At 58.4% G+C, this 12,645-nt stretch carries 11 protein-coding genes and 1 pseudogene; 9 read left to right on the plus strand and 3 right to left on the minus strand.

The genetic code is table 11. The annotated features are described in order from the left end of the window. Positions 1 to 475 precede the first annotated feature (475 nt). The 3 genes and pseudogenes from ACA067_RS19955 to ACA067_RS19965 all read left to right on the plus strand — a co-directional run. A pseudogene (locus ACA067_RS19955) lies at positions 476 to 589 on the plus strand (LysR substrate-binding domain-containing protein); the annotation flags it as partial. A gap of 191 nt (positions 590 to 780) precedes the next feature. Continuing rightward, entirely contained in the window at positions 781 to 1,827 is a 1,047-nt protein-coding gene (locus tag ACA067_RS19960) for a transposase (RefSeq protein WP_497458142.1), read from the plus strand. Then, complete coding sequence (locus ACA067_RS19965; RefSeq protein ID WP_497458143.1) at positions 1,809 to 2,081, plus strand: hypothetical protein; 273 nt, start codon at positions 1,809 to 1,811, stop codon at positions 2,079 to 2,081. Before ACA067_RS19960 ends, ACA067_RS19965 begins: the two co-directional genes overlap by 19 nt. A gap of 94 nt (positions 2,082 to 2,175) precedes the next feature. On the opposite strand, the gene ACA067_RS19970 is transcribed toward ACA067_RS19965, so the two are convergent. After that, positions 2,176 to 3,744 (minus strand): esterase/lipase family protein, encoded by a 1,569-nt coding sequence (locus ACA067_RS19970; RefSeq protein WP_497458144.1) that lies wholly within the window; start codon positions 3,742 to 3,744, stop codon positions 2,176 to 2,178. A 341-nt stretch (positions 3,745 to 4,085) separates the two neighbouring features. Between ACA067_RS19970 and ACA067_RS19975 the strand changes: the two genes are divergently transcribed. Next, entirely contained in the window at positions 4,086 to 4,691 is a 606-nt protein-coding gene (locus tag ACA067_RS19975; RefSeq protein ID WP_497458145.1) for a M15 family metallopeptidase, read from the plus strand. 75 nt (positions 4,692 to 4,766) lie between these two features. Here ACA067_RS19975 and ACA067_RS19980 read toward each other — a convergent pair whose 3' ends face one another. Next, on the minus strand, positions 4,767 to 5,336 hold the full coding sequence (locus ACA067_RS19980) for a YceI family protein (RefSeq protein ID WP_497458146.1): 570 nt from the start codon (positions 5,334 to 5,336) through the stop codon (positions 4,767 to 4,769). 204 nt (positions 5,337 to 5,540) lie between these two features. On the opposite strand from ACA067_RS19980, the gene ACA067_RS19985 reads away from it, so the two are divergent. From ACA067_RS19985 to leuD, 3 genes are all read left to right on the plus strand, one after another. Beyond that, positions 5,541 to 6,296 (plus strand): SDR family oxidoreductase, encoded by a 756-nt coding sequence (locus tag ACA067_RS19985; RefSeq protein ID WP_497458147.1) that lies wholly within the window; start codon positions 5,541 to 5,543, stop codon positions 6,294 to 6,296. A 133-nt stretch (positions 6,297 to 6,429) separates the two neighbouring features. Then, positions 6,430 to 7,851, plus strand: coding sequence for a 3-isopropylmalate dehydratase large subunit (gene leuC, locus ACA067_RS19990; RefSeq protein ID WP_497458148.1), 1,422 nt, complete (start codon positions 6,430 to 6,432; stop codon positions 7,849 to 7,851). A 3-nt stretch (positions 7,852 to 7,854) separates the two neighbouring features. Continuing rightward, the gene (gene leuD, locus ACA067_RS19995; protein WP_497458149.1) at positions 7,855 to 8,463 is read left to right on the plus strand and encodes a 3-isopropylmalate dehydratase small subunit; all 609 of its coding nucleotides are present in this window, start codon (positions 7,855 to 7,857) and stop codon (positions 8,461 to 8,463) included. Positions 8,464 to 8,785: 322 nt separating this feature from the next. On the opposite strand, the gene ACA067_RS20000 is transcribed toward leuD, so the two are convergent. Continuing rightward, positions 8,786 to 9,703, minus strand: a complete 918-nt coding sequence (locus ACA067_RS20000) for a LysR substrate-binding domain-containing protein (protein ID WP_497458150.1) — start codon at positions 9,701 to 9,703, stop codon at positions 8,786 to 8,788. Positions 9,704 to 9,835: 132 nt separating this feature from the next. Here ACA067_RS20000 and ACA067_RS20005 point away from each other — a divergent pair, with 132 nt between their 5' ends. After that, positions 9,836 to 11,182, plus strand: a complete 1,347-nt coding sequence (locus ACA067_RS20005) for a 2-hydroxycarboxylate transporter family protein (RefSeq protein ID WP_497458151.1) — start codon at positions 9,836 to 9,838, stop codon at positions 11,180 to 11,182. A gap of 214 nt (positions 11,183 to 11,396) precedes the next feature. Beyond that, positions 11,397 to 12,581, plus strand: coding sequence for a methyl acetate hydrolase AcmB (gene acmB / locus ACA067_RS20010; protein ID WP_497458152.1), 1,185 nt, complete (start codon positions 11,397 to 11,399; stop codon positions 12,579 to 12,581). The last annotated feature ends 64 nt before the right edge of the window (positions 12,582 to 12,645 follow it).

Here is a 12,645-nt window from a genome sequence, read left to right on the forward strand (position 1 = left end):
GCCGCGCATGGGTGCTGTCGGTGCTCTAATTGCGCTAGACGTCGCGGGAATCACTCTCACATTTTGCCTCATTAACGAAAGTATTTGCCCTTGAGATAAGCCGTTGCTCGCTAAGGTGGTTATGGTTTGAACTATATGGGATCCAGATGCGAGGTCCAAGTTTTGCGCCGTGGGCGCCGTGGGAATAGAGCTACCGGAATTAGCTTGCAATGGGCCTGCAGCATTCACTGGCTCCATCGGTTGGTTGACAATGGAATTCTGGTTGATTCGTGGGCGTGTGGGTGGCGGAGCCAAGGTAGGTGCCCGTGGGGTTGGAGCGACTTTTTGTACGGGTACCTCTTTTATTACGTCTTGGAAGGCATCCGCAGCTGTACGCTTTACTGCACTGTTTGCGGTGCTTTGTTTAAGGAACTTTGTCGATTGACGAACAAGACGAGTTTTTTGCTCACCCTGACCGATCAGGAATTTCAGGTTTGTGCTCGGGGACTGGTGCGCACCGTTTGCCGGGTTTCATCTGTACTATCCGAGCCGGCGTCAGGCATCGCCGGCGTTTGCCTTGTTGCTGGAGGCGTTGCGATATCGGGGATGAGGTCGGTGGGTCAGCTGATTGACGTGTTGCCTGTGCCGGCCCCATCGCGAGCAAGCTCGCTCCCACAGGGTTTTGTGCTGTTCACTCTATTTGTGCAACAGCCTTGATCACTGTGTGGGCTTGCCCGCGATGGGCATAGGTATCTACACATCTCCCAATCCTGGTCTATAAAGGGACGGCATGGATATCAAATGACCGGGCTAGATGCCCGACTGACAAAACGATACGACGAGTTAGTCATGGGACACAGTAATGGACTACCGGCTCTGGCCGCCGGGATGAAGGCCTTGCCGCGCAGCGACAAGGCTTTTGCACAGACGCAAGCCCTTTGGCGTTTTTTGAGCAATGACCGAGTCAAGCCCGTTGATTTGGTCAAACCGCTGCTGGCGCTGGCCCACGAGGGCTGCCGAGATGACCGCGATGATTACGCGCTGGTCATGCACGATTGGTCCCGGCTCAATTACATGCACCACCACAGCAAGGCTGATCGGCTGCAAATGACTCACCGAGGCGACATCGGTTACGAGCTGCAAAGCAGCCTGCTGGTCACGGATCGTGACGGTGCACCGATCTGTACTCCCGCTCAAAATCTCGCGACCAAGGACGGCGTGCTCAGCACGCGAACCGAAGAAGTGCTGTCCCCTGAAAAGCATCTGAACGAACTGACACACCGTATCACCTGGCTGGAGCAGCAGAACTTTGCCAAGCCGCTTGTCCATATCGTTGATCGAGAGGCTGATTCAGTCGCGCACCTGAGGCAGTGGCAGGCCGAGGGGCGCCAATGGCTGGTGCGAGTAAAAGCGGGCTCCACGGCCAGCTATGAAGGCCAATCTCAGCCGCTAAGCAAGATCGGCGATGGGCTCATCTACAAAGAAACCCGCAAGGTTGAATACAAAGGAAAGCCAGCGATTCAATGGGTGGGAGAAACAGCCGTCGTGCTGACTCGCCAAGCCCAGCCCTTCACCAAAGACAGGGCCGACCGCAAAACGCTGCGAAAATCCGGAGAGCCTTTGCCTGCTCGGCTCATTGTTAGCCGAATCATGGGGGCGGACGGTAATTTGCTGGCCGAATGGTATTTGCTGAGCAACCTTGAGCAAAAGGTCGCGGGTGAACGCCTGGCGCTCTGGTATTACTGGCGCTGGCGTATCGAGTCCTACTTCAACTGCTTAAAGGGGGTGGGCATCAGCTGGATAACTGGCAGCAAGAGAGCAGTGAAGCCGTGTTCAAGCGGCTGCTGATTGCCAGTCAGGCCTGTGCGGTCAGTTGGCGTCTAATGCGGGCAGAGGGTGAGTTTGCCGAGCAAACACGGGACTTTTTGGTCCGTTTGTCTGGTCGGCAAATGAAGCGCTCGCAGCCGGTAACGGCTTCTGCGGTGCTGGCCGGTCTGTACATGCTTTTGGCCATGTGCGAGACGTTGGAGCAATACACTCCCCAGCAACTGGCGGGTTTTGCTAAAGAAGCCATCGGCTGGGTGGGCAGTCGAAGACTTTAGAGATGTGTAGATACCTATGCCGCGATGGGGCGCTTGGCAACACCGCTAAACCAAAGCCTTGACGCCCTCGCCCATCCTGGCGAATTCAGGCTTATCACTCAGGCACCTGCTCAACCTCGATCCTGAAACGCCCCTTGAATCCCGTCCCCGTCACATCGAATTCCCAGCCCTTGGCCACTTTTGTCATCAGCGTCTTGGGGTCGTCGACGTAACCGGGCGCCGCGAACTGCTCGCCGTCATGGATGAACATGGTGTAAGGCGGCAGCAGCAATCCGCGAATGTAGTACTGCTTTCTGAAAATCACATTATCGGAAAAACCCACGCCGAACAGATCGCGCTCGCCGACATAAAAGTCCACGCGCATGACCAAGTCCTTTTTGCTGATGCTGGCATCTTCCAGTATCGGCGTGGTGTTGAGATACCCCTCCCAGATCAGCCGCTCGGGGCCGGCCCAACCGAACTCCACAGCCGGGTCGGTCAGGCTGGTTTTGGTGAAGGGGCCATAACAGTTTTCCGAATCGGCGCCCTGATGGAACAGTTCGAAATCGACCCCGCGCGGTTTGATCGAGACGCCGAAAAAGAACTCGCTCTTGCCGAACATATCCATGCCGCGCAGCACTTCACCTTCTACCAGCCGCAACCGCACTTTGACATTGCCGAAAAAGAATCGCGTGGCGATCTCGAACGACTCCCTGGCCGTCACCAGCGAGTCGAAACCACCATGGCACTTATGCACGAACGTTCGTGGCGCCCCTGGAATCTGCGCGTAGCTCTGTTTGACCAGGCCATCGCTGCGGTTGTAGTTCATGCCGAACTCATCGCCCAGCGAGAACAGCCGATTGCCCAGGGAGGCCGAGCCGACATCGTAGGATTTGTAGTTGGTACCCACCACTGTCAGCAGGCGATCCAACGGGAAATGCTTGCCAAATTGGGTAAATGAAGTGGGGATATTCGGGTCTTTTTGAGTGTCTGGATTGAAATGTTCGATCTCCTTTCCCGCGTCCATCCCGACCCATTTTTTCAGGATCTGAAAGGCAATGCCCTGGTGGGGAGTGCCGAGGGTCACCACTTTATTGATCAGATCGGCAGGCTTGCGTTTAGCGTCCGGAATCGTCTGTTGGATCGCCTGCCGGACCAACAACCCACCCATGGAGTGAGCGATGATATTGACCATCGGCTCAGGCTGGGTGGGGTTCTTGAGCTTGGCCAGCGCCCGGATAAAGTCAATCAGGCGCAGCAGTGCAGCGCCGTAGGCGACCATGTTGCGGTCATTGAGATCATAGTAGCGAAATACCCACAGTGTCCGGTTCGGGTCAGTCGCCGTGCGTACCAGGTGCAACGCCATGGCCGGATCGATGATCAACTTGCCTTTGCTGAAAAAGCCTGAATCCAATGCCTTCAGTTCAGCAGGAATGGGCGGCGCGGTATCGCCGACATTTTCGCCGTAATAGCCGACGACATTGGTTGCATCCTGGTACTGCCAGGAAGACTTCAAGAACCTGAGGATGAACCCTTCATAGATATAGTTTTCGCCGCGTTTCTGAGGGTAGACCGTGCCGTCATTGAAACCTTGATAGGTGGCCTTTTTTTCGTCTTCGACGTTGAGCCCGCCGAACCCGCGAATCAATATCATGGGTTGCGGCTTGCGAGTGGGTTTAGCCATCGCGACCTTCCTTTCCGACAGCCTGCCGGGCATAGAAAGTGAACGTACCGCCTATCAAAGTCATGCACTTGTAAACGGCTCCCAAGACAACTTAGATGAGCCGCTTGGTATCAGCAACACACATCAACGACAAACGCTGAACTCACTGAAAACTGATAGGCCGGCGTTACAGATGTGTAATAGCGATGATACAACTTATATCAACTCAGGCAAGTTGATCAATCCCACCCCAGCATCTACCGTTTAATTACCCATTCACACAAAACGCATTGCAGAATTGTAAATCCACATTAACAACTACTGTAACGCTCAATTAACATCAAGAGTGCAGGAACAGAGCAATGGATATCCAGCAGCTGATCTGTGCCGTTCAAGCCGCTGTCGGCGTAGAAGTCGACGGCAAACCCGGGCCACAAACCTGGCTCGCCATTGCCCAACGCCTGGTTCCTGATCAATCCGTCTCACTGACAGATGATTCCACCTCTGATCTGGACCCCAGAAGCCAAAAAAACATCGACACCTTGCTGCCGCAAGTTCGTCCCTATGCCATTGCACTCATACAGAAAGCCAAACTTAATGGCATCAACATCAAGATCATCAGTGGACGGAGAACCTACGAGGAACAGGATGCTCTCTTCGCAAAAGGTCGTCCTGACAATGGCCCGACGGTCACCAACGCCAAAGGTGGGCAATCAAATCATAACTTCGGCATAGCGTTCGATATCGGTATTTTTGAAGGTGGCAAGTATCTTGGCAGCTCGCCCAAGTACAAAGCCGTCGGCGTATTGGCGACGGACCTGGGTTTGGAGTGGGGCGGAAACTGGAAAAGCATCAAGGATGAACCCCATTTCCAACTACGCCCATCCTGGGCCAGGGAAATGACCGAAAGAGATATGCTGGCTGCGCTCAGAAAACGCAAATCAGACCAACAGGAATTTTTTGTCTAGTGGAATGATGATTGCTATAGAACTCGATAAATGTCCGCTGACGATGGGCGAGGTCAGCATCTGGGCGCACTGAGACTACTGCTGTGGCGCAACCATGCGAAATCTGATGTTGATATCGTTGGACACCACACCATCGGCCCATTCGCCTTCGCCGATGTTGAAGTCGCTACGCTTGACCGTCAGTTGGCCATCGAAAATGCCGATGGCTTTGTCGGCCTTGAGCTGCACCGGCACCTCCACCACACGTGTCATCCCCCTGAGCGTGAGCTGGCCGGTGATCAGATAGCGGTCGTCACCCAGTGCTTTCACGCCGCTTGATTCAAACGTCGCCACTGGATAACTCGCCGTATCGAACCATGCGGGTTTCTGCAGTTCTTCGTTGGCATCGCTGCTGCCGGCGTCGATGCTGTGGAGGTCGATGCTGAGTGCAGCGTGGGCGGCGGCGGGGTTTTCCGTGTCGAATTCGAGCGTGGCTTCGAACTTGCCGAACGTGCCGTAGGCCCGTGAGGTGAACTGTTTATAGGTGAAGGAAATGGTGCTGGCAGTCGTATTCACCTGGGTGTATTCGGCGGCCTCGACGCAGGGCAAGGCAGCGAATGCGAGCGCGACAACCCAGGCTGCAGAAGGTGAAAATCGAGGGCTCATGGGATTCTCCCGTCAGGGCTCCCTGCTGCGTTGGGGCGCTGCGCACACGGGCCAGCCACAGGTGGACTAAAGCAAAGAACCGCGATTTATTCCACCTGGCGCGCGGACTTCCGACCACCTGTCGGTCCGCGCTTGGGTGCGCCCGACGTTCCCGTCGAGCGGGTGTTTAATGAATGCAGCACCCACCGCAACGGAAAACCGACCATGAAAATCGTCGTCATCGGCGGCACCGGCCTGATCGGCAGCCAACTGTGCAAAAACCTGCAGGCGCTGGGGCACGAGACCCTGGCGGCGTCACCCAGTACCGGCGTCAATATCATCAGTGGTGCAGGACTGCTCGATGCGCTGAACAATGCCGACGTGGTGGTCGACGTGGCCAACTCGCCCTCATTCGAAGACCACGCGGCGTTGCACTTTTTCGAAACCGCGGGGAACAACCTGTTGGCGGCGGAGAAAGTCAACGGTATCAAACACCATGTTGCGCTGGGTGTTATCGGTACCGAACGGATGCTCGACAGCGGCTACTTCCGGGCGAAGATGGCCCAGGAAAAACTGATCAAGGCCTCGGGCATTCCCTACACCATCCTGCGGGCCACGCAGTTCTTCGAGTTCATCAGTGCCATTGCCTTCTCGGGTCGCGAGGACGGCGACACCATCCACCTGACCTGCGCCGCGTTGCAACCGGTTGCCTCGATCGATGTGGCGGCCGCACTCACCGATATCGCCTTGAAAATGCCGAGCAATCAGACTGTGGAAGTGGCCGGCCCAGAGCGCCGACCGCTGGTGGAATTCGTCAGTGAGTACCTGCAACACATCAAGGATCCGCGCCAGGCCGTATCAGACGATACCGTTCTGTACTTCGGTGCGCCGGTCAACGACCAGTCGCTGACGCCGGGAGATAGTCCTATCCTGGGGGCGACGCGGTTTGAAAGCTGGCTCAAGAACACCGCGCATGCCTGATTGGGTGCAACTCATTATTCACAATTCGTGCGCAACGCCTTCACTAAACGGCTCTTGATGCAGATTCCGCGATGAATATGCTGTCGTTAAGTCGCATCCCGTGATCTCGCACAACACGATAATGAGCCCACCCATGAACAGCCCCCGAACGCTCTATCAGAAGCACATCGATAGCCACACCGTTTGTTCTCTCGACGACCAGGGCCATGTGCTGCTGTACATCGATCGCCAGGTCGCCAACGAGTACACCAGCCCGCAAGCGTTCAGCGGCATGCGCGAAGCCGGGCGCAAGGTCTGGCGCCCGGCCGCCACGCTCGCGGTGGTCGATCATGTGAACCCGACCTCCCCGACGCGCATTGCCACGATGCCGGACGCGGGTGGTGCGCGGCAGGTCTCGTACTTCGAAGAAAACTGCCGTGACTTTGGCATCGAGCTGTTCGATGTGCTCGACAAACGCCAAGGCATCGAGCACGTGGTGGCCCCGGAGCAAGGCTTTATACTGCCGGGCATGGTGGTCGCTGCGGGCGACAGCCACACCACGACTTACGGTGCCCTGGGCGCGTTCGGCTTTGGGATCGGCACCTCTGAAATCGAGCATTTGCTGGCCTCGCAAACCCTGGTCTACAAGCGCCTGAAAACCCTGCGCGTCACGGTGAACGGGGTGCTCGGCAGCGGTGTGACCTCCAAGGACATCATCATGGCGCTGATCGAAAAGATCGGTGCGTCAGGTGCTACGGGTTATGCGATCGAATTCGCCGGGCCGGCAATCGATGCCCTCAGTGTCGAAGCGAGGATGACCATCTGCAACATGGCCGTGGAGGCCGGTGCCCGGGGCGCGTTCATGGCGCCGGACGAGAAGGTCTTTGCCTACCTGCAATCGAAACCCCGTGCACCGCAAGGCGAGATGTGGGAACAGGCCGTCGGCAAATGGCGCGAACTGCGCAGCGATGAAGGCGCCCTTTTCGATCGTGAAGTCACCCTCGATATCGCCGCCCTGGAGCCCATGGTGACTTGGGGCACCAGCCCCGATCAGGCGGCGCCGGTCGGCGGGCATGTGCCGGATCCGGCCACCGAACCCGACCTCATTCTGCGCCAGGGCATGCAGCGCGCCCTGCACTACATGGGGCTGGAACCCGGCATGCCGCTCAGCGATGTGGTGATCAGCCATGCGTTCATCGGCTCTTGCACCAATGCCCGGATCGAAGACCTGCGTGACGTGGCGCGGGTGGTGCGCGGCAAGCGCGTGGCGGCCCATGTGCGGGCGATGATCGTTCCCGGCTCGACCCTGGTGCGTGACCAGGCCGAAGACGAGGGCCTGGCACAGATTTTCCTCGATGCCGGTTTCGAGTGGCGGCAATCGGGCTGCTCGATGTGCCTGGCCATGAATGACGACGTGCTTGCCCCGGGTGATCGCTGTGCGTCGAGTACCAATCGCAACTTTGAAGGCCGTCAGGGCGCCGGAGCGCGCACCCACCTGATGAGCCCGGCGATGGTCGCCGCGGCGGCGATTACCGGTCACCTGACTGACGTTCGATCATTCGCCCTGGAGGCTTGAAGCATGCAACCTTTCACTACGGTCACCGGCAGTGCAGCGCCGTTTCTGGCGTCCAACATCGACACCGACGTCATCATGCCCAAGCAGTTTCTCAAGGGGATCGACCGCAAGGGGCTGGACCGGGGCCTGTTCTTCGATCTGCGGTTCCTTGAATCCGGCGAACCCAACCCTGAATTCATCCTCAATCAGCCCGCCTGGAGCGACGCCGCGTTCCTGGTGGTCGGGCCCAACTTTGGTTGTGGCTCAAGCCGCGAGCATGCGGTCTGGGGCTTGAAGCAAGTGGGGATCAGGGCACTGATCGGCACCAGTTTTGCCGGGATTTTCTATGACAACTGCCAGCGTAACGGGGTGTTGGCGATTCAGCTGTCCGAGGCCAGGTTGCAGCAAATCGCGGGGGTGATCAGCGATGCGCGGACCGCAGCGATCAGCGTCGACCTGCCCGAGCAAAACATCCGCTTGGCCAACGGTGCGGTGATCCCGTTCGAGATCGATGAACTGCGCAAGCAATCGCTGCTGCTCGGCCTGGATGCCATCGGCACCACGCTGCAGCGCGCCGAGCAGATCCGCGGTTTTGAATCCCGGCACCTGGCCGAAAATCCCTGGTTGCGATAACGATTTTGTGGGAGCGGGCTTGCCCGCGATGGCGGTGTGTCATTTGACAGAGAGGCTGAATGTGCCGACCTCTTCGCGGGCAAGTCGGATCGCCGCACCGCCGCTCCCACAAGGATCTCTGGTGGTCACACCATCCAAGTTCACACCAGCCCCTGTAGGAGCAAGCTTGCTCGCGAAAGCGGTGTGTCAGATACATCATTGTTATCTGACACACCCTCTTCGCGAGCAAGCCCGCTCCCACAGGGACCTCTGGTGGTCACAAAATCTAAGTTCACACCAGCCCATTGTGGGAGGAGCGGGCTCGGCAATTTATCGCCCGGCCTCACTCAACCGACAGCTCGCGAAAGTACTCCTCCAGAAACTCGACGCACACCCGCAACTTGGCGGACTGGCTGAGCCGGGTCGGGTACACCGCCCAGACATTGGCGCTCTGGGTGTATGGGTGAAGCACTTGCACCAGGCGCCCCTGCTCCAGCATCGGTTTGACGTCCCACATCGAGCGCAATAACACCCCGCCGCCACTCAACGCCCACTCCAGCACGATCTCGCCATTGTTGGAGGACAAGGGCCCGCTGACGCGCACCGATTCCTGCTGCCCGTCTTTCGTCAGCTCCCAGACCCCGAAGGCGTTATTGCGCTCCTTGAGCACCAGGCAATCATGGTCTTTCAAATCCTCCAGCGACTGCGGCACGCCGCGCCGCGCCAGGTATTCGGGCGTGGCACAGAGCACCCGCCGATTGCTCACCAGTTTGCGGCCCAGGTGCTGGCCCGGCAGGTCATCGCCGACGCGGATTTCCAGATCGAATCCTTCGCTGACGATATCGACCACGCGATCAAACACGTCCAGGCGCATTTCCAGTTTCGGGTAGGTTTGCGACAGCTTGCAGATCGCCGGCGCGACATGGTTGCGACCGAAACCGAAGCTGCTGCAGATGTGCAGCGAGCCGCTTGGCTGGTGCCGCGCCTCGGCGATTTCGCCAAGGAAATCGTCAAGATCGCCCAGCAGCTTCTCGGCCCACACCCGCACCCGTTCACCATCGTCGGTCAACGCGATGCGCCGGGTGGTGCGGTGCAGCAAGCGCGTCGCGAGCGTGGTTTCCAGCACCGAGATGCGTTTACTGATGTAGGCCGGTGAATAACCCAGCTCTTCCGCGGCGCTGGCAAAACCGTTTTTGCGGACCACCGTCAGGAACACCTTCAGGTCTTCGGGCAGGGGGAATTGATCACGATTCGTGTTCATATGCCTCATACTTACGCGGTTTATCTCATGATTTGCGAAGGATACCATCGTTCTACCGACGAGTGATCCGTGACTGGTCAGCCGTGCGTTTCCTTGAATCCTCGATAAAAACAACCATGAGGAATGAGCCCCATGAACAAGTCCTATGAGCAGCCCCTGAACCTCGATGAAGTCCGTGATGGCGGGTTTCGTCAACGCTTGCGCAGCCTGTGTGCCTATGAAATAGGCGTGATCCCCTTACCGATTTTTCTCGGCATCGCCCTGATTGTTTTCCTCTCGGCCCACCTGGGCTTCCTGCCGAAAAACATGATCGGCGGCCTCGCCGTGATCATGACCATGGGCGTGTTTTTCGGCCAGATGGGGCAGCGTCTGCCCATCCTCAAGGAAATCGGCGGCGGCGCCATCCTGTGCCTGATGCTGCCTTCGGTGCTGGTGTTCTTCGGCTTCTTCGGCCCCGCCACGATCGACGCGACCAAGATGCTGATGAAGGAGGCGAACTTTCTATACTTTGTGATTGCGAGCCTGGTGGTGGGCAGCATTCTCGGCATGAGCCGCTTCATTCTGGTCCAGGGCATGATCCGGATGTTCATCCCCTTGCTCGTCGGCACCCTGGCCGCCGTGGGCAGCGGGCTGATCGTGGGCAAACTGGTGGGCTACAGCTTCTACCACACCTTCTTTTTCATCATTGTGCCGATCATTGGCGGCGGCATTGGCGAAGGGATCCTGCCCCTGTCGCTGGCCTACTCGGCCATCCTCGGCGGGACGCCGGATATCTACGTCGCGCAACTGGCGCCGGCCGCGGTGGTCGGCAACATCGCCGCCATCATCTGCGCCGGTTACCTGGCCCGCCTGGCGCTCAAGCGTCCACACCTCAATGGCGAAGGTTCGCTGATTCGGGTCAAGGCCGAGAACGATAAATTCCAGGTCAAGGAAGACACCGGCTCGGTGGTCGACTTCCGGATCATGGGTGCCGGGGTGCTGGTCATCTGCGCCTTCTTCATCCTCGGCGGTCTGCTGGAGAAAGTCGTGGGCATTCCAGGCCCGGTGATGATGATCCTGGCAGCCGTGCTGTTCAAGTACATGCGCGTCCTGCCGGAAAAACTGGAGAAAGGCACCAACACCTTCTACAAGCTGGTTTCCGCGGCCTTTATCTGGCCGGTCATGATCGGCCTGGGCATGCTCTACGTCCCGCTCGACAGCGTGGTCAAAGTGTTCTCGGTCGGCTATGTGCTGGTCTGCGTATCCGTCGTGGTTTCGATGACGATTGCCGGCTTCTTTATCGGCAACCTGATGAAAATGTACCCCATCGAATCGGCCATCGTGACCTGCTGCCACAGCGGCCTGGGCGGCACCGGGGATGTGGCGATCCTGTCGGCGTCCAACCGCATGTCGCTGATGCCGTTCGCGCAGATCTCCACGCGTATCGGTGGTGCTTCGACGGTGATTCTGGCGACGATTTTGCTCGGGATCTTTGCCTGAGCCGTTTTTTGCATCGCCTCACCTGCCCGGCATATAAATTAACTGCCTGATCCCGACACCCTCTGCCGGCAACCGACAGACGCCCTGATTGCATGTTCTTACTCTCCACTGGCCCCGACGTTCAGCGCTTCATGTCGGGCCAGCCAGTCCTACCACTGCACACCTCGCCATGAGCGCCGCCGGTCCATGGAGGGGTGTAGGGAGAATAAGAATAATGAATACAGGTCTTACTTCGTCACTCAACCACTTGTTCGATACCGTCACCGCTGGACCGCTGCGCGTGCCTGGCGTGGTCGCCGCCATCACCGGGCGTGACGGCCTGGTCTATGAAGGCGCTTCGGGCCAACGCACACTCGGTCAAGTCGGGGAAATGACCACCGACAGCGTCTTCGCCCTGTTTTCCGCGACGAAAGCGATCACCGCCACGGCGGTGCTGCAGTTGGTCGAGGAAGGTCGACTGGATCTCGATGCGCCCGCCAGGGACTACCTGCCGATGATCGGCGAATTGCAAGTGCTCGAGGGGTTTGACAGCGACGGCAACCCGCGGCTTCGCCCGCCGAAAAAATCCGTCACCACCCGCATGCTGCTGCTTCATACCGCAGGCTTTGGTTATGAGTTCTTCAACGAACACTACAACCGACTGGCCCGGGAACAGGGACTGCCCGGCATCATCAGCGGGTCTTTGGCGGCGCTGCAAACACCCTTGCTGTTCGAGCCCGGAGAACAGTGGGAATACGGCTCCAACCTGGATTGGGCCGGCCTGGTGGTGGAGGCCATTACCGGACAGCGCCTGGGCGAAGTCATGCAGCAGCGTATCTTCGAGCCGCTGGGCATGACCGATACCGCCTTTACCATGACCCCGTCGATGCTCCAGCGGCGAGCTTGCCTGCACCAGCGTGAAGTGGATGGATCGCTGAGCGTACTCGAGGATTTCATCCTGCCGCAGGATCCCGAAGTGCATATGGGAGGCCATGGCCTGTATTCGACCGTGCAGGATTATTGTCGGTTTATCCGTGCCTGGCTGAACGATGGACAAGGCGATCATGGGCGGATCCTGCGGCCGGAGACGATTCGCCTGGCGGAAAAAAACGGCCTCGACAACCTGAAGATCAAAGCCCTGCCCGGCGTTATCCCGAGCCTCACCAACACCGCGGAATTCTTCCCGGGCATGCCCAAGTCCTGGGGGCTGAGTTTCATGATCAATGACGAGGATGCGCACACCGGTCGCCCGGCGGGCTCTCTGGCCTGGGCTGGCCTGGCCAATCTGTTCTATTGGATCGATCGCAAGAACGGCATCGGTGGTTTTTGGGCCACCCAGATACTGCCGTTCGCCGACCCCATCTCGGTCTCCGGCTATCTGGGTTTCGAAACGGCGGCCTACCGCTATCTGACCCGCTGAGCCATTCACTGACGCCGTTCAGTTCCCATATGAGCCCCGGGCCTCCAGGCGATGGCGCACGAAC

It is taken from the genome of Pseudomonas sp. LBUM1674, assembly GCF_059695635.1.

What these genes read in the sequence shown, in the direction of transcription:
- ACA067_RS19960 (WP_497458142.1), top strand. Translation starts at nt 781, where the DNA reads ATGACCGGGCTAGATGCCCGACTGACAAAACGATACGACGAGTTAGTC.
- ACA067_RS19970 (WP_497458144.1), bottom strand. Translation starts at nt 3,744, where the DNA reads ATGGCTAAACCCACTCGCAAGCCGCAACCCATGATATTGATTCGCGGG.
- ACA067_RS19975 (WP_497458145.1), top strand. Translation starts at nt 4,086, where the DNA reads ATGGATATCCAGCAGCTGATCTGTGCCGTTCAAGCCGCTGTCGGCGTA.
- ACA067_RS19980 (WP_497458146.1), bottom strand. Translation starts at nt 5,336, where the DNA reads ATGAGCCCTCGATTTTCACCTTCTGCAGCCTGGGTTGTCGCGCTCGCA.
- ACA067_RS19985 (WP_497458147.1), top strand. Translation starts at nt 5,541, where the DNA reads ATGAAAATCGTCGTCATCGGCGGCACCGGCCTGATCGGCAGCCAACTG.
- leuC (WP_497458148.1), top strand. Translation starts at nt 6,430, where the DNA reads ATGAACAGCCCCCGAACGCTCTATCAGAAGCACATCGATAGCCACACC.
- leuD (WP_497458149.1), top strand. Translation starts at nt 7,855, where the DNA reads ATGCAACCTTTCACTACGGTCACCGGCAGTGCAGCGCCGTTTCTGGCG.
- ACA067_RS20000 (WP_497458150.1), bottom strand. Translation starts at nt 9,703, where the DNA reads ATGAACACGAATCGTGATCAATTCCCCCTGCCCGAAGACCTGAAGGTG.
- ACA067_RS20005 (WP_497458151.1), top strand. Translation starts at nt 9,836, where the DNA reads ATGAACAAGTCCTATGAGCAGCCCCTGAACCTCGATGAAGTCCGTGAT.
- acmB (WP_497458152.1), top strand. Translation starts at nt 11,397, where the DNA reads ATGAATACAGGTCTTACTTCGTCACTCAACCACTTGTTCGATACCGTC.